Source organism: Arachnia sp., assembly GCF_057238465.1.
Genome location: NZ_DBHHFZ010000001.1, coordinates 236,367 through 258,365, shown reverse-complemented (window position 1 = coordinate 258,365; position 21,999 = coordinate 236,367). Strand labels below are relative to the sequence as shown.

Below are 21,999 nucleotides of genomic sequence, written 5' to 3'. Positions count from 1 at the left end.
CGATCACCGCGCCACCTGGCGGCAGGCCCGGTAGAAGTCCTTCCACTCGGCGCGCTCCCGAACCACCGTCTGGAGGTACTCCTGCCAGATCACCTGGTCGGCCACCGGGTCCTTCACAACCGCTCCGACGATGCCGGCCGCGACATCCTCGGCCCGCAGCACACCGTCGCCGAAGTGCGCGGCCAGCGCCAACCCGTTGGTCACCACCGAGATCGCCTCGGCGGCGCTGAGGGTGGCGGACGGGGTTTTCAGGGAGGTCTTGTTGTCCTCGGTGTGGCCCTGCCGCAGTTCCCGGAAAACCGTCACGACGCGGCGGATCTCGGCGATCGCATCGGTGGCCTCGGGCAGTTCCAGGGAACGTCCCAGCTCCGCTACCCGCTTGGTGACGATCTTGAGCTCCTCCTCGGCGCTCGAGGGCAGCGGCAGCACGACGGTGTTGAAACGGCGCCGCAGCGCGCTGGAGAGGTCGTTGACGCCGCGGTCCCGGTCATTGGCGGTGGCGATCAGGTTGAACCCGGCGCGGGCCTGCACCTCCATGCCCAGCTCCGGCACGGGCAGTGTCTTCTCACTGAGGGTGGTGATCATGCCGTCCTGGACATCGGATGGCATCCGGGTGAGTTCCTCGACCCGGGCGATGGCGCCGCGCTCCATCGCGGTCATGATCGGTGAGGGCACCAGCGCCGCCTCCGATGGTCCCTCCGCGAGCAGGCGGGCGTAGTTCCAGCCGTAGCGCACGGCCTCCTCGGCGGTGCCCGCGGTGCCCTGCACCAGCAGCGTCGAGTTGCCGGAGACCGCGGCCGCCAGGTGTTCGGAGACCCACGACTTGGCGGTGCCCGGCACACCCAGCAACAGCAGGGCCCGGTCGGTGGCGAGCGTCGCCACGGCGACCTCGATCAATCTCCGGTTTCCCACGTACTTCGGGGTGATCTGCGTGCCGTCGGGAAGGGTGGCCCCCATCAGGTACTGCACCACCGCCCAGGGTGAGAGCCGCCAGTTCGCCGGGCGTGGTTTGTCGTCGATCCTGGCCAGGGCGTCGAGTTCGTGGGCGAAGGCCTGTTCGGCGTGTGGGCGAAGCACGGTCTCGGTCATCTGGGCTCCTTGGTGTGGGCGATGGATTCGTGGATGCTCTGGCGCAGGGTCAGGGCGGCGATGGCGTCGCGTACGGCGCGCTTACCGGGTTGGGGAATGTCGGGATCCCCGTTGAGTGCTGTGATCCGGTCCAGCAGCTGGGGAATGTCCCGGGGATCGGTTGAGAAGGCCAGAAGTTGTGTGGCGGCCTGGTGAACACCGGCATTGGCGTTCACACAGGCCCGGATGCCGTCCAGGACAGCATCGGCCGTCTCGGGACCGAGACGCATCCCGTCCCGCTGCTGCAACAGGTGACACAGGTCGGGGAATTGCTTGAGTGTGGTGGCACGGATCGCTTCCGCCAGGAAGGCGTCACGGACCGCGGGGGGCTGTAGCAGCGCGAGGGCCGGGACGGGACGCTCGTCGAACAGCTCACGGGCGGCATCGGCGTCACCCCAGCGGAGCACGGCACGGGTCAACGCCCGGGCGAGCGGAACCGGTTCGTCGTCGAGCAGCACCCCGGAGGCCAGCTCGGGGACGCTGAACCCCAGCTCCGCCCAACACCTCGGCGGCACCACCGCGACGAGGCGCTGCACCCGCCCGGCCGGCCCTTCGGCGACGCGGATCGAGGCGACATCGGCGTGGAAGTCGGCGGCCAGGTCCTTCTCGGGTGGCGCCACGGCGATGATGGAGCGTTGCGAGGTGCGCAGTTTCCCGAGCAGCCCTTTCCGGGGTTTCTCCTCCCATCTGAAGCCAGCGCGGGCCAACTCGACCGCGCGGGCCAGGTAGGCCGATCCCTCGAGCCTGGCGAGGAGCCCTGCGGCGGTGCGCCCCACCTCCTTGGAACGGTCCTTCAGGAATCCCTCGAGCAGTTCCTCGTCCTCCGGCCCCAGCCCCACCTCCAGGGCGTCGACGAACCTGGCCCGGTCGGGGGCCTTTTCCTTCCGGCTCTGTTCGACCAGTTCCCGCCCCGCGGCGGCATCGGTGGCGCGCAGGTGCCGCAGCCATGCGACGCGTTCGGGGAGGCTTCCCTCGTCCCAGTCCAACGATTCCGGTTCGGCCACGACCTGACCCCGCGGCCAGACATCGCCGAGCCCCACCAGCCAGCGGCCCCGGGATCCCAGCACCGCGGGAAGCGCGGCCGCGATGTCCCGGTTGCCCTCGGCAATCTCCAGCAGCGGGACAATGAGCCGGGTGGGCAGTACCAGTCCCGCTTCAGCGAGAAGCCCCAACGCCTCGAGCAGGATCGGGTCGCGCATGGCCGGGGGACGGGCACGAACCGCATTCACCGTGGTGACGAACGCTCTCGGGGGCTGGTTGGGTTCCTGCGCCGGAGCGGGCGAGGGCTTCGGTAGATCGCGGGTGCGAACGTGGGCGCGGTGCACGCTGGCCTGCCGGGCCGCGTGGTCGAGAAGATCCGGTTCGGGGCCGCCCACCAGGGAAACGGCGATGAGCTGGGCGGGTTTCACAGCGGGTGCACCGTCGCTTCCTGCAGATGGGCGATGGGTCGCATACCGTCGGCACCGAGCTCACCGAACACGGTGGTGGGGGTGGTGCCCAGCTCGGCGAGCAGGCGCCAGTGGTCGGTGGTGTTGCCGATCAGGGGCACGGCCCGATCCGCGACCAGCCACGCTCCGTCGTCCCAGGTCAGCGACCCGTGGATGGCCACCGGCCAGGCCTCGCACCACGGGTCGGCCGCGACGGCCTCGCGGAACTGGGCCACCGCGGTGGCGACGTCATCGCCCACGATGTCCCAGCCGTCGACCCGCCGGGACTCGGCGCGCCGGGTCCCGACGACCGCCCGCAGCCGGGGCCGCCCGGGATGGAAGTGGAGGTCGGCGTCGATCTCGGAACCCGGATAGAGACCGGTGTCGAAGCCGTCGCCGGCCCGGGCGAAGAACAGCACGAGGGCGCGGGTGCCGGTGTCGCGGCCCCACAGCCAGACGCGCCGCACGCTGACCTGTTCCTCGTCGGCGTCACGCATGCCCAGCACCACCCAGCGGTCCCTGAGACCGGGGGTCGCGAGCACGTCCTCGGTGCGGGTGCTCAACCCGATGTGGGATCGCACGGTGGCGACCAGATCAGCGGGTAGTTTCTCGCGCCCGGCCCACGCCCGGGCCAGGAGGTGCAGGGAACCGTACTCATCGACGACACGGGTGGGCCAGTCGCCCGACGACGGCTGGGCGGCGAGTTCCCGGAGCCGGGATGCGACGCCGGGGGCCTGGGCATCGACCATGCGGGCCGCCATGTGCTCCAGGCGCCGCGAGCGGTCCCCCGCGTGGGTGGCCAGGCCTTCGCGGAGCTGGTCGGCCAGGAAACGATCCAGCTCGGTCAGGCCGTCGGTGATTCTCTCCTCCCGTTGCGCCGCCCTTTTGACGGCGGCCGCCTTCTGCTCCTCCGTTCGTTCCCTCGGTTCAGTTTTCCTTGCCGCCCTTGTCTCACGTGCCTCCGCCCACTGGGAGGCGAACCCGGCAACCTCACCGGATTCGGAAACCCGGCCCTGGGACCACAGGAACAGCAGGGCGAGGGCGTGTTTGCAGGGAAATTTGCGACTGGGGCAGGAACACTTGTAAGCGGGTGAGGCCACCTCGATGCTCACCCGGTACGGTGTTTTCCCCGACCCCTGGCAGGCGCCCCACAGCAGATCCCCCTGGATTCCGATCTCGGACCAGGGACCAGGTGTGGCAAGTTTGCGGCCCGCCTTGATCGACGAGGCGTCGGGGGCGGCTGCCTCGACCCGATCCTCTGTCCACGGTTCACCCATGGCCCCAGAGAGTAACGGGCACCACCGACAAGAAACCTCCCGGGAATTGACCGGGATCAACGCTCCTTCGGCGGGAGGAGGCGCAGGAAGGCCCCGTTCCCGTGGGTCACTCGCATCGCTCCCTCGGTGTCCGGGACGACCGGGGCAGTGGTTCGTCCGGCGTTCACAGGACCACCACCGATCGCAGGACCTCGCCCTGTTTCATCCGGTCGAAGGCCTGCTCCACCTCGCCCAGGGCGATCTCCTCGCTGACGAAGGCGTCGAGATCCAGCCGTCCTTGGCGGTAGAGATCGACGAGCACCGGGAAGTCACGGCTGGGCAGGCAGTCGCCGTACCAGCTCGATTTCAGGGAACCGCCCCGGCTGAAGACGTCGAGCAGTGGGATCCGGGGCATCTTCTCTTCCGGGGCGGGCACCCCGACCAGCACGACGGTTCCCGCCAGGTCGCGGGCGTAGAAGGCCTGTTCCCAGGTTTCCGGCAGGCCGACGGCGTCGATCACCACATCGGCCCCGAAGCCCTCGGTGAGGTCGCGGATCGCCGTCACGGGATCCTGTTTCCTGCTGTCCACCACATCGGTGGCCCCCAGATCACGGGCCCAGCGAAGTTTCCTCTCGTCCCGGTCGACCGCGATGATCCGTCCCGCACCGGCCAGCGACGCGCCGGCGACGGCCGCGCATCCGACCCCACCGCAGCCGATCACCGCGACGCTCTTGCCGTGCTTGACCTCCCCGGTGTTGATGGCGGCTCCGAGCCCCGCCATCACGCCGCAACCAAGCAGCCCCACCGCGGCCGGGCGCGCCCCGGGATCGACCTTGGTGCACTGCCCGGAGTGGACGAGGGTTTTCTCGGCGAAGGCGCCGATCCCGAGCGCCGGGGTGAGTTCTGTGCCATCGGTGAGGGTCATCGGCCGGGATGCGTTGAAGGTGGCGAAGCAGTACTGGGGTTCGCCGCGTCCGCACGCCCGGCAGGTGCCGCACACGGCCCGCCAGTTCAGCACCACGAAATCCCCCGGGGACACGTTGGTCACCCCCTCGCCGATGCGTTCCACGATCCCCGCCGCCTCGTGTCCCAGCAGGAACGGGAAGTCGTCGTTGATGCCGCCGTCCCGGTAGTGCAGGTCGGTGTGGCAGACCCCACAGGTGAGGATCCGCACGACCGCTTCCCCCGGGGCGGGGCCGGGCATGACGATCTCCTCGAGCGTCACGGGGGCACCCTTTGACATTGCGACCAGGCCACGCACTGTTTCCATGTCCTCGAGGCTATGCAGGGAACCTGTGCCGTAAACCCCTGCGGCCGGGTTCACAGAAAACCCACAGCCCGGGGATGCCGGTTCCCGGGAGCGCGAATCGCGGTTCCGGCTTCGGGAAACAACGCGCGACTGCCCTGCTTCGGCTTCGTGGGAGAATCGGGGACGCCATGACGAACCTCAGCGACCTCCTGCCCCGGGATCCCTCCCCCGATGCCCTCCTCGATGTCTTCACCGGCTGGGTGGAGTCCTCGGGCATCTCGTTGTACCCGCACCAGGAGGAATCGCTGCTGGCGGTTCTCGCGGGCGACAACGCCATCGTCACCACACCCACGGGCTCCGGGAAGTCGTTGATCGCGCTCGGCGCCCATTTCGCGGCCCTGGCGGAGGGGCGCCGCACCTGGTACACCGCCCCCATCAAGGCCCTCGTGAACGAGAAGTTCTTCGCCCTGTGCGAAGCGTTCGGGGCCGAGCGGGTCGGGATGGTCACGGGGGACGCCTCGGTCAACGCCGACGCCCCCATCATCTGCTGCACCGCCGAGATCCTGGCCAATCTGGCGTTGCGGGAGGGGCGCGGCGCCGATGTCGGGCAGGTGGTGATGGACGAGTTCCACTTCCTCGCCGAACCGGAACGCGGCTGGGCGTGGCAGGTTCCGCTGGTGGAACTCCCCCAGGCGCAGTTCGTGATCATGTCGGCGACCCTCGGGGATGTGACGGAACTGGCCGATGACCTGACCCTGCGCACCGGCCGTGAGACGGCCGTGATCGGTGGGGCGTCCCGTCCCGTCCCGCTCACCTACCGCTGGTCGCTGGCGCCGCTCCACGAGACCATCACGGAGATCGTCGAAACCCACCAGGCGCCCGTCTACATCGTCCACCCCACCCAGGGGGCGGCCGTCGAACAGGCAACGGCCCTGCTCAGCCAGGGGGTGGTGCGCAAGGCCGGTGCCGCGGTCCCGGAGGAGTTGAAACAGGCCATCTCGGGGTTTCCGTTCGCCGGTGGTTTCGGGGCGACGCTGTCCAAGCTGCTGCGCGGCGGGATCGGGGTCCACCACGCCGGGATGCTGCCTCGTTACCGGCGCCTGGTGGAGCAACTGGCCCAGCGCGGGTTGCTGGCGGTGATCTGCGGCACCGACACCCTGGGGGTCGGCATCAACGTTCCCATCCGCACCGTGCTGTTCAGCTCCCTGACGAAGTTCGACGGCCGACGCCAGCGGGTGCTGCGCAGCCGCGAGTTCCACCAGATCGCGGGCCGCGCGGGCCGCGCCGGTTTCGATTCCATCGGCAACGTGGTGGCCCAGGCCCCCGAGCACGAGGTGGAGAACGCCCGGATCCTGGCCAAACACCAGGGGGACGAGAAGAAACTGCGCTCGGTAAGGCGCAAGAAACCACCGGAGGGTTTCGTCAACTACACGCAAGCCACCTTCACCAAGCTGATCGATTCATCCCCGGAGCAGCTGCACGCCCGGATGAGGATCAGCCACTCCCTGCTGCTGAACCTGTTGCAGCGGGACGAGGAAACCGGCCTCGCGGTCACCCGTCTGATCGACTCCACCAACCCGGAACCGAAGGCACGCCGCGCCATGCTGCGCCGCGCCGCCGGGCTCGGCAGGTCGTTGCTGCGGGCCGAGGTGATCACCCGACTGCCCGAACCGACCCCCGGCGGTCGCCGCTACCGGCTGAACGTCGACCTGCAGCGTGACTTCGCGCTGAACCAGCCCCTGTCGGCCTTCGCCCTGGCGGTGGTCGAGACCCTCGACCCCGACTCCCCCGACTACGCCCTCGATGTGGTCTCCGTGATCGAGGCGACCCTGGAGGATCCCCGGGTGGTGTTGCTTGCCCAGCAGTTCAGGGCGCGCGGCCAGGCGGTCGCGGAGATGAAGGCCGACGGCTGGGACTACGAGGAACGCATGGAGGCCCTGGAGGAGATCACCTGGCCCCAGCCCCTTGCCGAGCTGCTGGAGCAGGCCCACATCGAGTACTCGGTGGCGCATCCCTGGCTGTCGGAGACCCCGGTCAGCCCGAAGTCGGTGGTGCGGGACATGTACACCCAGGGCATGACCTTCGGCGAGTACGTGGCCCACTACAAGCTGCAGCGCACCGAGGGATTGCTGCTGCGCTACCTCACCGACGCCTACCGGGCGTTGCGGCAGAGCATTCCCGAGGGGTTGCGCACCGACGAACTGGAGGACCTGATCGCCTGGCTCGGTGAGGTGACCAGACTGGTGGATTCGTCGCTGCTGGACGAGTGGAACGAACTCGCGACCCTGGCCGGGGTTCCCGTCGGGCAACGAGCCGAGGCGGCTGCCCCTGCCCGGCCCGTCACGGGCAACGAGCGCGCCTTCAAGGTGATGGTGCGAAACGCCATGTGGCGGCGCGTGGAGCTGTGTGCCGACGACGACGTGGACGGTTTGACCGCCCTGACCAGCGGGGATCCCATGACCAGGCAGCGTTGGGATGACGCCCTGGGTGACTATTGGGACGAGCACGAGGACATCGGCGTCGGCGCGGATGCGCGCGGCCCCGCGTTCTTCGTCGTCGAGCCGAAGAGGAACGGCCGACTCTGGGAGGTGCGTCAGATCATCGACGATCCCTCGGGCAACCGCGACTGGTCCATCTTCGCCACCGTCGATCTCGACGCCTGCGACGAGGCCGGGGAGCTCGTGCTGCGCACCTTGGACTTCAGCCGACTGGATGGTTGAGCAGGGGCAGGATCCGCTCGGTGAACAGGGGTGCCCATCCGGGTTCCGGGAAGGCCGGGTCCACGAATCGGGCCTCCTCGATCTCGGACCGCGGAACCGGGAGCCGGTCGAGGGGGGCGGGGGCGCGGAAGACGTCGGCGAGAACGACGGTGTCGGCCTCGTTGGCAGCCGCGGCACGAAACCTTCCCAATGGCAGCAGCTCCCCCGGGTCGAGTTCCAGCCCCATCTCCTCACGCAACTCGCGGACAGCACACTGCTCCGGGGTTTCCCCCGGTTCGGGTTTCCCACCCGGATTGAAGAAGGCATCGGTGCCGCGTTTGCGGACCATAAGCACCCGGCCCGTAGTGTCGGTGAGGACCACAGCACTGACCCGGATCTCCCCCGGCCTTCGCATCCTCGTGTGCGGTATGCCCGCCTCCGGGTACTCCGGCCCCACCGGCTCGAATCCGAATCCGCGGTAGAACGGAACCACACGGCTCTGCGAGTGGATCACGATCGGCTGCCCGCCGAAGCGTCCCAGCACGGCCGCGACCAGTGCGCGTGCCAGGCCTTCGCCGCGCCGATCGGCCCTGACGGCCACCCTCCCGAAGGACCGGGTCGCCCCCAGTTCGGGTTCACCGAGCAGCACCGTTCGCAGGTATCCCGCGCAACCGGTTTCGTCGGCGACCCACCAGTGGAGGGTCCCGGGATGCCTGTCGAGGTCGTCGAGGTCGGGAATGTCGATGCGCTGCTCCACGAAGAACACCTCGGATCTCAAGGACACGATCTCGAAGAACTCGTCCCGGGTCAGTTCTTCCCAGCTCCTGACCTGTATCGAGGTTTCCACGATGTCGCCCGCTCCCTTCACCCACCACGGGAAACCCGCGGGAACCACCCGGCCCCGTTTTGGTGGTGTGGCGTAACCTGAGACTACAGGGCGCTTTCTAGGAGTGATTTACCGTGAGCCTTGGTGGCTTCATGATCATGATGATTGTTGCCGGGATGATCTTCCTGGCTCTCAGGGGTTCGCGCGCATTGAACGGGGGCCAGCAGCCGCAACAGCTCGGCGCGGGACCGGTGCAATACGGCGAGACCCCCATCGGGGATGCGGCACGCGCGTCCCTGGATGCCGACATCACACGTTTCGGCGACGAGTTGCGCGATCTTGACCTGGACGTTGTGGGCATCGAGCTGAGCGAGGAGGCCCGGACGAACTACTCGGAGGCCCTCGATGCCTACGAGAACGCCAAACAGGCCATGAACCAGGCGCGCTACGAATCCGACGCCACCGCCATCGCCCACATCCTCGAGGAGGGACGCTACGCGATGGCCTGCGTGAAGTCCCGCGCCCAGGGCAAACCGGTACCTGAACGCCGCCCGCCGTGCTTCTTCGACCCGGCCCACGGACCCTCCACCAAGAACGTCACCTGGGCTCCCCCCGGCGGCGCGCCGCGCGAGGTCCCGGCCTGTGCACTCGATGCGGCCCGGGTCACCTCCGGGGCGGACCCGCACATCCGCATGGTCCAGCAGGGCTACCAGGCGGTGCCCTACTGGAAGGATCAGGGGCACGCCGCCTACGCGCGCGGCTACTACGAACCCTACGGGATGGATCCGGTGGTCCAGGGACTGGCGAAAGGCGCACTGCTGTTCGGGGGGTTCTCCCTCCTGATGGGGCTCCTCGACGACTGATCCATTCGGCCCCGGTTTTCCTCCGGGGCCGAATCCATGCCCAGGGCCCGCAGCTCCCTCTTTCCGGAGACGTGACGGCCCGCCCGGTGGCGGGAGACCCGGTCGTGCGGAAAAATGAGGCACTCGTCCGATGAGGGTAGGCGGTTCACGTGTTCAGGGAACTTCGAGAGGGGATCGGTGGATTCCTGCGATCCACCGGCCTCATGTTCCGGTATCTGGTCGTCACGAGCATCCTCCGGGCCGCGGTTCTCTTCCCCCTGTTCTGGTGGGCCGCGAAATACCTGTTCGCGATGCGGGGCCTGGTGTCCTTGAACAACGCCAACGCGGGCCGGTTCCTGCTGTCCACCCCGGGGGCGCTGTTCATTCTGCTGGCCCTGACGATGGTGTTGCTGACGACCCTGCTGGAGGTTGGCGGGTTCGTGAAACTGAGCGCCATCGCGATCGGGAGCGACACCAAACCCTCCTACCTCACCGTCATCGGCAGCATCCTCCGTTCCCTGTTCAAGATCGCCGGACCGGGTCTGGTCCTTCTCCTGCCATTCGCACTGGTGGTGCTGCCGCTGACGGGTTCGGCGCTGAACCCGAGTTTCCTCACCGGGTTACGCATTCCGAATTTCATCACCGCCGCCATTTTTGCCAACCCCCTGTACGCCACCGCTTATTGGGGTCTCGTGGCCCTGATGCACGTCGCGGCCCTGATGATCGTTTTCGTCTTCCATTTCATGTTGCTCGGTGATCTCAAGGCCCTCGCCGCCATCAGGGCGAGCATTCGCCTGATAAAACCGAATGTGCTGCGTTTCGTGGCCTTCATGCTTCTGGCGATCCTGTTCTTCGCCCTCCTCGCCGCGCTCATCGTCGGAGCGGTCTCCGGTCTCCATCTCCTGAGCATGATGGCCGTCCCGGAGGATGCCACCGCCCTCGCGACCTTCGTCGGTTCCGTTTTCGTGATCCTGCTGGCCCTGGTGGTTGGCCTGATGGCCAGTTTCGTGGTGCCGCTGGAGCTGTACCTGCTCACCAACCGCTACTACGCCTTCCTGCGGAAATTGCCCGAATCCGATCCGCTCAGGCCGTTGGCCGATGTCGTGCCCACCATGCCTCCCAAGAAACGTCCGAGCCTCCTCGACCGCGTCCTGGGGCACCGGGTCGCACTCGGTTTTCTCGTCGTGGCGTTCGTGGTCGGCATCGCCGGTTTCTTCACCGTCACCGCCGACGAGCTGACGGCCGCGCCCGACATCGCCGTGGTGGGGCACCGCGGCGGACCGGAGGACACCGCGGTGGAGAACAGCATGGAGGCGGTCGAGCAGTCGATCACCGCCGGGGCCGGTTACGTCGAGGTGGACATCCAGCGCACCCTGGACGGCCAGTACGTGGTTTTCCACGACGATAATTTCTCGCGGTTCACCCACGAACGCCGCGCGGTTCACGAAATGACACTGGCCGAGATCCGGGAGCTGGATCTCGGCGAGAAATCGAATGGCAGATTCAGCAACGTCAGGGTGCCCACCCTGGAGGAGCTCCTGGAAACAACCCGCGGGCGCATCGGGATCTTCCTCGAACTAAAGGGCCGCAGCGCCGACCAGCAGATGGCCGACGACGCCGTGGCGGCCGTGAAACGCCACGACATGCTGGACCACGTGGTGGTGATATCGCTCAAGTACGAACTGATCACCGGAATTGAGGAACGCCACCCCGAGGTGACGAGCGGTTTCATTTATTTCCTGTCCTTCGGGGACACCGCGCACCTGGTCGGCGACTACCTGATCCTTGAGGAGGACGCCGCCACATCCGACACGATCGCGCAGATCCACGAGGCCGGTAAACGCGCCGCCGTCTGGACCGTCAACACCGAGGAATCGATGTGGAAATTCGTCAACTGGCCGGTGGATGCCGTGATCACCGACCGGATCCGGCAGTGGCAGGCCGTCGCGGAGGAACGCCGGCAGGCCGCCCCACTGGACGTGCTGATGCGTGAGCTCATCGAGTAGGAGGCTCCGGCGCCGTGGCGGCGCAGGGGTGCCGCGGACCTGGGGTACGCTTCGGGGCCGTATGACTTCCTCCGCGTTCGAACACCTCTCCCCCGCGTTCCCGCAACGCGCCGCCTGGGGCACCGCGCAGAGTCTCCGGGCCTGGCAGGTGGCCGCCCTCGAGCTGTACGAGACCACCCGGCCCCGAGACTTCCTGTGCGTGGCCACCCCCGGGGCGGGCAAGACGACCTTCGCGTTGCGCGTCGCCCATCAGCTGCTGCACACCCGGACCGTGAAACGTGTCGTGGTGGTCACCCCCACCGAACATCTCAAGACGCAGTGGGCCGATGCCGCGGCCCGGGTCGGCATCCATCTGGATCCGGGCACCGGCGGGGTGAGGCGGGGACGATCCAGGCAGTTCGACGGATCGGTGGTGACCTACGCCGGGGTTTCCCTGCGCGCCTACGCCTATGAGGCACTGTGCAACCAGGTTTCCACGCTGGTGATCTTCGACGAGATCCACCACGCGGGCGACACCAGGAGCTGGGGGGACGGCATCCTGCAGGGTTTCTCCGAGGCCACCCGCCGCCTGGCTCTCACCGGTACCCCGTTCCGCTCCGATGACAGCCCGATCCCGTTCGTGACCTACGAGGAATCCGAGTCGGGGGTCAGGACCTCGCGGGCCGACTACACCTACGGCTACCGGGAGGCCCTGGCGGACCACGTGGTGCGGCCCGTGATCTTCATGAACTACGGCGGGCAGATGCGTTGGCGGATGCGTTCCGGGGAGGTGCTCGACGCCGACCTGGGAACGATGCTCACCAAGGACCTGACCGCCCACGCCTGGCGCACCGCCCTGTCGCCGACGGGCGAGTGGATCCCCGCCGTGCTGCGGGCTGCTGACCAGCGCCTGACGCAGGTGCGTCGCGCCATCCCCGATGCAGGCGGCCTGGTGATAGCCACCGATCAGTCCGTGGCGCGCGCCTACGCGAAGATCCTGACCGGGATCACGGGGAAACGCCCCACCGTGATCCTCTCCGACGACGCCAGGGCCGGCGGGAGGATCGAGGAGTTCGCCGCGGGGCAGGATCGCTGGATGGTGGCGGTCCGGATGGTCTCGGAGGGTGTGGACGTGCCACGGTTGGCGGTCGGGGTCTATGCGACATCCACCTCGACTCCGTTGTTCTTCGCCCAGGCGGTGGGCAGGTTCGTGCGTTCGAGGCGGCGCGGCGAGGTGGCGACGGTGTTCCTGCCCACCGTGCCGATCCTGCTGGCCCACGCCGCGACGCTGGAGAGGCAACGCGACCACGTGCTGGGACGTCCCCGCTCCGGGGAAACCGACATCTGGGCGGAGACGGAGGCCCTCATCGATGCGGCCAACCGCGAAGAAACGGCCTCCGATGACCTCCTGGGCGAGTTCGAGGCCCTCGAATCCCAGGCCACCTTCGACCACGTGCTGTTCGAGTCCCAGGCCTTCGGGATGCACGCCGAACCCACCTCGCAGGACGAACTCGACTACCTGGGACTACCCGGTCTCCTGGAACCCGAGCAGGTGAGCACCCTCCTGGCCGAGCGGCAACGCCGCCAGCTCAGACGGCGCGAACGCAGGGATCCGAAGTCGCAACCGGAGGTGCCGCTGCACCGGGCACTCGCGAACCAGCGCAAGGAACTCAACTCCCTGGTGGCCCAGCTGGCTCGCCTGGAACAACGCCCCCACAGCCACGTCCACGCCGACCTGCGCCGCGAGTGCGGCGGCCCACCGCTGGCCCAGGCGACGACCGAACAGGTTGCCGAACGCATCACCAGGGCGAGGGCCTGGCTCAGGCGCTGATCGCCGGCACTGGACCGGTCGGCGGGCCCCGGCTGACACGGCCGGGAGTCCTGTTTTCCGGCTCGCCCGCTACTACGCTTGGGGCATGAGCGATGACCCCAAGAAAATGGCGCGCGAGGCAGTCGAGTTCCTCTCCTCCCGGTTCGGCCTGGACCGCATCGACCTGGCGCTGGTGCTGGGTTCCGGTTGGTCCGCCGGGGCCGATCAGTTGGGTGAAGGACTCGGCGAGATCACGCTCGGAGCGGTACCGGGTTTCCGCAAACCCGTCGTGAAGGGACACGGTGGTGTCCTGAAACTGGTCCGAACCGCGGGAGGCAGGACTGCCGCGGTCCTGACGGGCCGCACCCACTACTACGAGGGCCGGGGGGTCGACCCGGTGGTCCACGGGGTGCGCACCGTCGCCGCCTGGGGAGCCTCCACTCTGGTTCTCACCAACGGTTGCGGCGGGTTGAACCCGGCGTGGGCGCCGGGCACCGTCGTTCTGATCCGAGACCACATCAACCTGACCGGGGCCACCCCGTTGCGGGGAGCGACCTTCGTGGACATGACCGAGGCGTACTCGGGTCGGCTGCGCGACCTGGCCCGCACCGTTGCCCCGGAACTGCCCGAGGGCGTCTACGTGCAGTTCCGCGGCCCCCAGTACGAAACCCCCGCCGAGGTGCGGATGGCGGGACTGCTGGGGGGAGACCTGGTCGGGATGTCGACCGCGCTCGAAACCATCGCCGCCCGAGAGGCCGGGCTGGAGGTGCTGGGGCTCTCCCTGGTGACCAACGCCGCCGCGGGCCTGGCGGAGGCGGGACTCGACCACGCCGAGGTGCTGCAGGCCGGGCGCGATGCCGGGCCGCGGTTGGCCTCGTTGCTGGCGGGAATAGTGGGTGTGTTGTGACCGCCCGGGATGCGGCCCGCTCCTGGCTGGCCGCCGACCCCGACCCGGACACCCGCGCCGAGCTCGAGGAGCTGCTGGGGGCGGCCGATTCCGGGGATCCAGGAGCCTCGGAGATCATTGAGGATGCCTTCAGCGGCCCGTTGGTCTTCGGCACGGCCGGGCTCAGGGGCCGGATGGGGGCCGGACCGAACCGCATGAACCGCCTGGTGGTTGCCCAGGCCGCGATTGGCTTGGCCGACTGGTTGGAGGAACACGGCCACGCCGGCGGGCAGGTGCTGGTCGGCCACGACGCCCGCCACAAGTCCGAGGAGTTCGCCCGCGACACCGCGGAGATCCTGGCCGGGGCGGGTTTCAAGGTGCTGCTCACGGGAACCCCCGTCCCGACCCCCCTGGTTTCCTTCGGCATCCGCCGTTACGGCTGCGTCGCGGGGATCGTCGTGACGGCCTCCCACAACCCGGCCGCCGACAACGGCTACAAGGTCTACCTCGGTGACGGGTCACAGATCATCCCGCCGACGGACACGCAGATCGCCGCCCGCATCGCCGCCCACCCCGTCGATTCCCTCGCCCGGCTTCCGCGCAGCGACTCATACAGGGTGATGTGTGACCAGATCACCCGCGACTACGTGGCCCGGGGCGCCGGTCTCGTCCCGGAGGGGGCTGCCCGTGAGATCACCTGGGTGCACACCGCGATGCACGGTGTGGGGGCCCGCACCCTCCGGGAACTGACGGCAGCGGCGGGGTTCCCTCCCGCCCACGAGGTTCCCGAACAGGCCGAACCGGACCCGGACTTCCCCACCGTCGCCTTCCCGAACCCGGAGGAACCCGGTGCGATCGACATGGCCTTGGCGCTGGCCGGGAAAACCGGGGCCGATCTGGTGGTGGCGAACGACCCCGACGCCGACAGGTGCGCGGTCGCCGCTGTCGTCGACGGCCGGTGGCGGATGCTGACGGGCGACGAACTGGGTCTGCTGCTCGCCGACCACATGATCCGGCGAGGCACGAAGGGAGTGCTGGCCAGTTCGGTGGTCTCCTCCGGTGCCCTCGCCGCGCTGGCCGCCGCGAGGGGACGGGATCACGTCACCACCCTCACCGGTTTCAAGTGGATCGGGAGGGTTCCGGATCTGGCCTTCGGCTACGAGGAAGCCATCGGCTACTGCTGCGATCCCGGAGCGGTCCCGGACAAGGACGGCCTGACCGCGGCCCTCATGGTTCTCGAACTGGCCGCCGGGTTGCGGGCCGAGGGCCTCACCCTGGCTGACCGGTTGGACGAGTTGACCGCCGAGCTGGGGCTCCACGCCACATCCCAGCTGGCGATCCGGGTCAGTGATCTCTCCCTGATCGCCGACGCCATGACCAGGCTGCGTCGGAACCCACCCACTTCCCTCCTGGATGAGCCCATCACCTACCGCGACCTGGCGGAGGGCGCATCCGGGCTTCCCCAAACCGACGCGGTGGAGCTGTCCGGCGACGAGGTGCACGTGGTGGTGCGCCCGTCCGGGACCGAACCGAAACTGAAGTGCTACCTGGAGGTGAGGCTGACCCCCGAGAGATCCCGGGTCGGCGCGGAGGCCAGATCGGCCGCCGAGATCCGGATGACGACCCTACGCGGGCAGATGCAGTCCGTTCTCGGCCTGGGCTGAGGGACTCCACCAACCCCGAGGCACGGTCCGTCTGCACCCGGAGACCTCTACTCTGGGAATCATGCGTAGGTTGTTCAGAGGGTTGTTCCTCGTCATCACGGTGGTTCTAGTGGGACTGGCGAACAGCCCACAGGCATGGGCCAAGGAGTCGGCTCCGGTCAACTGGTGGAAAGTGAGCGTCAACCTCACCAGCGACGGGGTGGCCCACGTCGAGGCCGAACTGGAAATGGATTTCTCCAAGGTCAATGGGCGGGGACCCGTTTTCTCCTTCACCGAGAAACAGCGGACCGGCAACGAGGGTGAATGGTTGAATTTCGGAATCTCCAACATTCAGGTGAGTTCCCCCACCGGCGCCAACTCCGAAACGAAAATCACCCGCGGGAATGGAACGTTGGGCGTCCGGGTGGGTGAGAAGAACACCGTGTATTCCACCCCACAGACCTACCGGATCAGCTACGAGGTCACCGGTTTGATCGCCACCAACCATGCGGTGAGCGGTCTGGACGAATTCAACTGGAACGTCATGAACGGCTGGGAGTCGGAGATCAGGAATTTCCAGGTCACCGTAACCGGCCCAGCGACAATTTCAAAAGTCGCCTGCTGGCAGGCCAAGGAACTGCACACACCCTGCGAATCCAATTCCAGCGGCGCCGGCGCATCATACACGGTGGACAGGATTCCGGCCGGCGATCCGGTCCAAGTGGTCGCGGGATTCCCGGCAGGCACCTTTCCCGGGGTCACCCAGAAAGTGACGAAGGATCCCACCCTCTCGGAGCTCCTCTCCGAGACGTACTCGCTCACCCCGGCCACGGGGATAACCACCACGCTGCTCGGGGCGGGGGCCGTGGCGGGGTTGTTGTCAATGAGAAACCGGAAAGCCCGCGACGAGGTGTTTCTCGGTCTCACCCCGGGGCTGACCCCGGCCGCCGGAACCGCCGCCGAGGTGGGCAAACGCCGCAGCAGGGCAAACGTCGCCGTCGCCTTCCAGCCGCCCGGGGGAGCCCTTCCGGGAGAGATCGGCACCCTCACCGACGCCACCGCGGATTCCGTGGACATCTCCGCAACCATTGTCGATCTGGCCGTCCGCGGCTATCTCGTGATGACCGCTCTCCCGGGCAGGAATCACCAACTGACCCGCAGCAAGCGGAAACTCGATGACCTGACGGACTACGAGAAACAGCTCATGGTCGACATCTTCAAGGCCGGCGAGACGGTCACCCTGGATCAGCTTCGGAACAAACGCTACGCCGGGACGCAGAACAGGGCGCGAAACAACCTCTACAAGCGGGTGATCTCACGCAAATGGTTCCACGACGACCCGCAAAAGGCACGCAAATCCGCGTTCAGGATGGGTATTTCCCTCACCGTCGCGGGGCTGGTGGGCAGCCTGTTCGTGGGGTTGGCAACCGGTTGGGGTCTAATTCTCCTACCGGTCGCACTGCTCGGCATCGGGCTGATCTTCTTGGCTCCCCGGTTCGGGACCCGCACAGCCCAGGGTTCCGCGGTGCTGGCCCAGGCGCGAGGTTTCGAGCTGTACCTGCGCACCGCGGAGAAGGGGCAGCTGCGATTCGAGGAGGGCGTCGACATCTTCAGCCGTTACCTTCCCTATGCCATGATCTTCGGTATCGTCGACCGCTGGACGAAACTGTTCGCCAAACTCGGGACCGAAGGCAGCTATCAGGTCGATACGTCCTGGTATCAAGGAATGGATCTGTATCACTCGACGGGCATGTTCTACGCGAGCCTGAACAGTTTCTCCCACGACTTCTCACGTTCCCTGTCGTACGCCACCTTCGCCGAGAAGGCAGCCCAGAGGGCTCAAGCAGCGCAGTCGTCCTCAAGCGGTTCCTCCGGGGACTCGGGCTTCTCCGGGGGCGGCGGGTTCTCCGGGGGCGGTTTCAGCGGGGGTTCCTGGTGACCGGACGGGGTCGGTTGGGCTTGAAAAAACGACATGGATTGCAAGGATTGCCGGCGCTGGCCATCGTCCTACTCACGGCCTTCCTGGCCACACCTCAGGCGTGGGCCGACGAATCGGCCCCGATCACCCACTGGAACGTGGACGTCAACCTGTCGCCGGACGGGGTGAGGCACGTGAACGCCGAACTTGAGATGGACTTCTCCAAGACCGTCGGACGCGGCCCGGTTTTCGTCCTGCCCACCCGGCAGCCGGGCGGGCAGGACGGCCAGTTCTACCGCTACGAGATCTCCGGCATCAACGTCAGCTCCCCGCGGCCCCGGACCACCACGGACAAGGAAGACAACATCCAGATCCGGCTCGGCTACGCGTCCCGATATCTCCATGAGAAACACGCCTACCGGATCAGCTACCCCGTGACCGGGTTGATCGCTTGGAGTGGCTATGAGGCTCATTCACAGCTTTTTTTAAGCGCATCATGACTAGGGGTGGTTTCCCCTGCCAATGCGCCGCCCGTGGATGAGAGTCCAATCAGCCCCACATCCAGCAGGGACGAATCTTGATTCCACCTTCGCTGTGGTTCTCGGAGTACGGTTCTAGCGGGTTGTCGTAGCGAACATTCAGGGCGCGAGAAACTTCGGATCTGAGCTAATCAATGGATACAACTGACACCGATCAGCTGGATGATTACGCCACCACTCCAAGAACTCTGATGTGAAGTACTTAACCACGATGATCCCCAAGAAACCCATACGCGAATCAGGGTCATAATCGATCCACGAACTCAAAAACAGTTCCGAGAACCAAGGCTGGGACTCCATTTCTTGGACATACTCAAGCAGCCGCCTTTTCGACATCTTTCTCGAAACATCAAATAATCTTGGAATAGAGTACCCCTGAGCCGCGGATGGAATCAAATCATTAATGTACACCCCGCTGCGGCGATAAATACCCGCAAAATCGTATCGTAGCCCAGACTGAAAGCTTGAAGACATTGGAGAAATTTCTGCAATTATAGAAATTCCATCACACTCGGCCTCACTATAGATCGCGACTGAAGACTCCCCGATCGTCTTCAACCAAGCACGTCCGTAAACTTGAAAGCCCACTCGCGGAATTGCGTTCAGCACTGTACAAACTCAACACCCAGTTGGATGGGGCACTCTTTTACCACGACCCCCACGCCGACGCCTCCCCCGCTGTGGCCTGCCCACTTCCAGATCCACAAAGTGGAGCGCCCATGTTCATTGCGCCGACACTTGGACGGACCCTTATATTGTCTCGTTTCTATCGGAGAGAGCACGCGATGTGCATCTAATCCAAGACGTGTACCAACTACCTTCTGATACATACACCCAGCCGTTGGTATTCGCGCTACGCCAAGGGAGCAGTGAGAGAGAGTATCAAACCTGCGCACGATATCACAGCTTTTCGCCGCACTTTTCCATGTGGGAACGATACAGGTCCGATAGCCGGCTGTCAACTCTTCGGCGAGACTCATGTGTAGACCTCATTCACAGGCATGTCGAACAGCAAAGCCCTAGTCAGAGCGCACTCGAGGATGGCTGTGAATTAGCCTCGTCGTCCCGTGTGACTAGGGCCTGCGCCTCACACATTTTCCCCGACAACGAGGTCGCGGTCACGATGGGGTATGGAGTTGACGATGAGCAGGCACAAGGCTGTGACGCAGAAGGCCCTGCTCACCGAGGGGATGATCGCAAGAAGAAAACGCGGATCCTGAACGAGCTAGTAGGGTTGACTGGCTGGTATCTCTGCGACGCGTTGAAATTGTGTGAGATGAAGCCCGTACAAACCACGACAGCGAACCCACGAAGAGGGTCGATGGCTGGTACTGTTAAAAACTACGGCTTGATCGGTGCCCAGCTCGGCCCCTCCGTCGCCAGTTTCTCGTCGAGTTTGCGGAACAACGGGCTGGGTTTTGCCAGTGGGGTGCCGGCGACGACGGGGCGGCGTTCCCACACCGCCTGCTGGGCCGCGTAGTCGCCGGTCAGGATCGGGTAGGTGATCTCACCGTCGGTGACCTCCCTGAGTTCCGGCTGGGCCGCCCACACCCCTTCGTTACCGAGGGCCTCGAAGACGGCCTGGGCGGAGTGCGGCAGGTACGGGGTCAGCAGGGTGTTGCAGTCGGATACCACCTGCAGTGCAACGTGCAGCACGGTGTCGCGGCGGGCAGGGTTGTCCTTCAGTTTCCAGGGTTCCTGATCGGACAGGTACTTGTTCGCCAGGGAAACGATCCGCATCGCCTCGGTGATGCCGGCCTTGAAACGGCGGGCCGCGATGTGCTCCCCCACCGTCACGAAGGCCGCGGCGGAGGCGTCAAGCAGTTCACGGTCGGCCTCGGTGAGTTCCCCGGCCTGAGGGATCGCACCGTTGTTCTTGTGGGCCATGGAGATGGAGCGGTTGACGAGGTTGCCCCATTCGTTGGCCAGTTCGAAGTTCACCCGGCGCACGAACTCCTCCCAGGTGAAATCGGTGTCCTGGTTCTCGGGACCGGCCACCGCGATGAAGTACCTGAGCGCATCGGGTCCGAACTCTTTCAGGAAGTCGCCGACGAAGATGGAGGCGCCCCGCGAACTCGATACCTTCGAGCCGCGCATGGTCATGAACTCCGACGAAACCACCTCCGTGGGGAGTTGCAGCTCCCCCAGGGCGGGTTTGATCTCGCCGCCGACGGCTCCCTGCCCGTTGGCCCCCAGCAGGATGCCCGGCCAGATGACGGAGTGGAAGACGATGTTGTCCTTGCCCATGAAGTAGAAACTCTGGGCGGTTTCCTCGTTCCAGAACCTCCGCCAGGCATCCGGGTCGCCGCTGCGCCTGGCCCATTCGATCGAGGCCGACAGGTAGCCGATGACCGCGTCGAACCAAACGTAGATGCGTTTCATGGGGGCGTCGATCCAGCCGTCGAGGGGAACGGGAACCCCCCAGTCGAGGTCGCGGGTGATGGCCCTGGGGCGGATCTTCTCCAGCAGGTTGTGGCTGAATTTCAAGACATTGGGCCGCCAGTCCTCGCGGGAGTCGAGCCAGGTCGTCAGCTGCTCCGCGACCTTCGGCAGGTCGAGGAAGAAGTGTTCGGTCTCCACGAACCGCGGGGTTTCACCGTTGATGCGGGAAACCGGGTTGATCAGGTCCGCCGGGTCGAGCTGGTTCCCGCAGTTGTCGCACTGGTCGCCGCGGGCACCGGCGTAGTCGCAGATGGGGCAGGTGCCCTCGATGAAACGATCGGGCAGGGTGCGTCCCGTGGACGGGGAAATGGCTCCCATCTGGGTCTGGGCGATGACATAACCGTTGTCGTACAGTGCCTTGAACACCTCCTGCACCACCCGGTAGTGGTTTGCGGTGGTGGTGCGGGTGTACAGGTCGTAGGACAACCCCAGCCCCTGCAGATCGGAGGCGATCACCCGGTGGTACTTGTCGGCGCATTCGCGGGCCGTCAACCCCTCGGAATCCGCCTTCACCTGGATGGCGGTGCCGTGCTCGTCCGATCCGGAAACCATCAGCACGTTGTGTCCCGCCATGCGCATGTAGCGCGCGAACACGTCCGAGGGGACGCCGAAACCGGACACATGACCGATGTGGCGGGGGCCGTTCGCATAGGGCCAGGCAACCGCCGCTAGAACGTCAGAACACATGGCCCGCATCCTATCTGGTGTGGCTCGGGCCCGTCCGTCCACTCAGCCCCGTCCGTCCGCTCAGGCCCGCGCGATCCGGAAACCTCCCCAGCCTCCCCAGGCGGATCCGACCAGCATCAGGATCACCCAGCAGGTCCCGACGATGAACGAGACCAGCTCGAGCCCGACGAACAGGGGCCACAGCACCAGGTAGAACAGCGCCACCGCAGCGCCCCAGCCCAGGACGGCGATCCCCACCCCACGCCAGCCGTAGCCCAGCCAGAGCGCACACCCCAGCATCAGCAGTGCCACGATCGGCAGCCCGTAGAACAGGAACAGTCCCTCGGAGTGGCCTCCGTCCCCCAGCCCAACGACCAGCCGGGAAATGCTGCCGACGACCTGCCAGAGCATCGGCAGCCCGATACTCAACGCGACGAGCATGGGAAACACCCGCCGCCTGGCGTGTCCCAGGGCGACGGCGAACCGCGCCCCCCACAACCAAAGCAGCGGCACCGAGGCCAGGCAGACCAGGAAAAGCACACCGGCCGGCTCCTGGACGTTGTCCCGCCGGAAGGTGGCAACCATTGCGATGTCGGCCAGCCACGGAATCACGGGCCACCAGTAGCGCCACGCGAATCGCCCACCCATGGCGGACAGCACCGCACCGACATCTCCGTTCATCG

General features: G+C 66.5%; 15 protein-coding genes. 8 read left to right on the top strand and 7 right to left on the bottom strand.

Translation table 11 applies throughout. The features are described from left to right. Positions 1 to 3: 3 nt before the first annotated feature. The 4 genes from ACO6D6_RS01130 to ACO6D6_RS01115 form a co-directional block, all read right to left on the bottom strand. Positions 4 to 1,089, bottom strand: coding sequence for an ATP-binding protein (locus tag ACO6D6_RS01130; RefSeq protein ID WP_484782565.1), 1,086 nt, complete (start codon positions 1,087 to 1,089; stop codon positions 4 to 6). Then, entirely contained in the window at positions 1,086 to 2,537 is a 1,452-nt protein-coding gene (locus ACO6D6_RS01125; protein ID WP_484782564.1) for a DUF5691 domain-containing protein, read from the bottom strand. The genes ACO6D6_RS01130 and ACO6D6_RS01125 overlap by 4 nt, the downstream gene beginning before the upstream one ends. Continuing rightward, entirely contained in the window at positions 2,534 to 3,832 is a 1,299-nt protein-coding gene (locus ACO6D6_RS01120; RefSeq protein WP_484782563.1) for an SWIM zinc finger family protein, read from the bottom strand. Before ACO6D6_RS01120 ends, ACO6D6_RS01125 begins: the two co-directional genes overlap by 4 nt. Positions 3,833 to 3,995: 163 nt before the next feature. Next, positions 3,996 to 5,081 carry an S-(hydroxymethyl)mycothiol dehydrogenase gene (locus ACO6D6_RS01115; RefSeq protein WP_484782562.1) on the bottom strand — a complete coding sequence of 362 codons (1,086 nt, stop codon included), beginning with the start codon at positions 5,079 to 5,081 and terminating at the stop codon, positions 3,996 to 3,998. A 167-nt stretch (positions 5,082 to 5,248) separates the two neighbouring features. Here ACO6D6_RS01115 and ACO6D6_RS01110 point away from each other — a divergent pair, with 167 nt between their 5' ends. After that, on the top strand, positions 5,249 to 7,780 hold the full coding sequence (locus tag ACO6D6_RS01110) for a DEAD/DEAH box helicase (protein ID WP_484782560.1): 2,532 nt from the start codon (positions 5,249 to 5,251) through the stop codon (positions 7,778 to 7,780). Here ACO6D6_RS01110 and ACO6D6_RS01105 read toward each other — a convergent pair. Then, a complete protein-coding gene (locus tag ACO6D6_RS01105) occupies positions 7,761 to 8,606 on the bottom strand; it encodes a GNAT family N-acetyltransferase (protein WP_484782559.1) in 846 nt (281 codons plus the stop codon). The genes ACO6D6_RS01110 and ACO6D6_RS01105 overlap by 20 nt on opposite strands. Positions 8,607 to 8,737: 131 nt before the next feature. Here ACO6D6_RS01105 and ACO6D6_RS01100 point away from each other — a divergent pair, with 131 nt between their 5' ends. From ACO6D6_RS01100 to ACO6D6_RS01070, 7 genes are all read left to right on the top strand, one after another. Further along, positions 8,738 to 9,448 (top strand): hypothetical protein, encoded by a 711-nt coding sequence (locus ACO6D6_RS01100; RefSeq protein WP_484782557.1) that lies wholly within the window; start codon positions 8,738 to 8,740, stop codon positions 9,446 to 9,448. 149 nt (positions 9,449 to 9,597) lie between these two features. Continuing rightward, on the top strand, positions 9,598 to 11,433 hold the full coding sequence (locus ACO6D6_RS01095) for a glycerophosphodiester phosphodiesterase family protein (protein WP_484782555.1): 1,836 nt from the start codon (positions 9,598 to 9,600) through the stop codon (positions 11,431 to 11,433). Between the two features lie 61 nt (positions 11,434 to 11,494). Next, positions 11,495 to 13,243 (top strand): DEAD/DEAH box helicase, encoded by a 1,749-nt coding sequence (locus tag ACO6D6_RS01090; RefSeq protein ID WP_484782553.1) that lies wholly within the window; start codon positions 11,495 to 11,497, stop codon positions 13,241 to 13,243. An 85-nt stretch (positions 13,244 to 13,328) separates the two neighbouring features. Next, complete coding sequence (locus ACO6D6_RS01085) at positions 13,329 to 14,129, top strand: purine-nucleoside phosphorylase (RefSeq protein WP_484782552.1); 801 nt, start codon at positions 13,329 to 13,331, stop codon at positions 14,127 to 14,129. Beyond that, the gene (locus tag ACO6D6_RS01080; protein WP_484782551.1) at positions 14,126 to 15,772 is read left to right on the top strand and encodes a phospho-sugar mutase; all 1,647 of its coding nucleotides are present in this window, start codon (positions 14,126 to 14,128) and stop codon (positions 15,770 to 15,772) included. The genes ACO6D6_RS01085 and ACO6D6_RS01080 overlap by 4 nt, the downstream gene beginning before the upstream one ends. Positions 15,773 to 15,833: 61 nt before the next feature. Further along, positions 15,834 to 17,690 carry a DUF2207 domain-containing protein gene (locus ACO6D6_RS01075; protein WP_484782549.1) on the top strand — a complete coding sequence of 619 codons (1,857 nt, stop codon included), beginning with the start codon at positions 15,834 to 15,836 and terminating at the stop codon, positions 17,688 to 17,690. A 47-nt stretch (positions 17,691 to 17,737) separates the two neighbouring features. Next, positions 17,738 to 18,169, top strand: coding sequence for a DUF2207 domain-containing protein (locus tag ACO6D6_RS01070; RefSeq protein WP_484782548.1), 432 nt, complete (start codon positions 17,738 to 17,740; stop codon positions 18,167 to 18,169). A 1,380-nt stretch (positions 18,170 to 19,549) separates the two neighbouring features. On the opposite strand, the gene metG is transcribed toward ACO6D6_RS01070, so the two are convergent. Both metG and ACO6D6_RS01060 read right to left on the bottom strand, forming a co-directional pair. Next, on the bottom strand, positions 19,550 to 21,337 hold the full coding sequence (metG, locus tag ACO6D6_RS01065) for a methionine--tRNA ligase (protein ID WP_484782546.1): 1,788 nt from the start codon (positions 21,335 to 21,337) through the stop codon (positions 19,550 to 19,552). Between the two features lie 60 nt (positions 21,338 to 21,397). After that, a complete protein-coding gene (locus ACO6D6_RS01060) occupies positions 21,398 to 21,997 on the bottom strand; it encodes a hypothetical protein (protein ID WP_484782544.1) in 600 nt (199 codons plus the stop codon). Between the last annotated feature and the right edge of the window lie 2 nt (positions 21,998 to 21,999).

Coding starts and splice junctions, on each gene's coding strand:
- ACO6D6_RS01110 (WP_484782560.1), top strand. CDS start 5,249: ATGACGAACCTCAGCGACCTCCTGCCCCGGGATCCCTCCCCCGATGCC.
- ACO6D6_RS01075 (WP_484782549.1), top strand. CDS start 15,834: ATGCGTAGGTTGTTCAGAGGGTTGTTCCTCGTCATCACGGTGGTTCTA.
- ACO6D6_RS01090 (WP_484782553.1), top strand. CDS start 11,495: ATGACTTCCTCCGCGTTCGAACACCTCTCCCCCGCGTTCCCGCAACGC.
- ACO6D6_RS01100 (WP_484782557.1), top strand. CDS start 8,738: ATGATCATGATGATTGTTGCCGGGATGATCTTCCTGGCTCTCAGGGGT.
- ACO6D6_RS01060 (WP_484782544.1), bottom strand. CDS start 21,997: ATGAACGGAGATGTCGGTGCGGTGCTGTCCGCCATGGGTGGGCGATTC.
- ACO6D6_RS01115 (WP_484782562.1), bottom strand. CDS start 5,081: ATGGAAACAGTGCGTGGCCTGGTCGCAATGTCAAAGGGTGCCCCCGTG.
- ACO6D6_RS01130 (WP_484782565.1), bottom strand. CDS start 1,089: ATGACCGAGACCGTGCTTCGCCCACACGCCGAACAGGCCTTCGCCCAC.
- metG (WP_484782546.1), bottom strand. CDS start 21,337: ATGTGTTCTGACGTTCTAGCGGCGGTTGCCTGGCCCTATGCGAACGGC.
- ACO6D6_RS01085 (WP_484782552.1), top strand. CDS start 13,329: ATGAGCGATGACCCCAAGAAAATGGCGCGCGAGGCAGTCGAGTTCCTC.
- ACO6D6_RS01120 (WP_484782563.1), bottom strand. CDS start 3,832: ATGGGTGAACCGTGGACAGAGGATCGGGTCGAGGCAGCCGCCCCCGAC.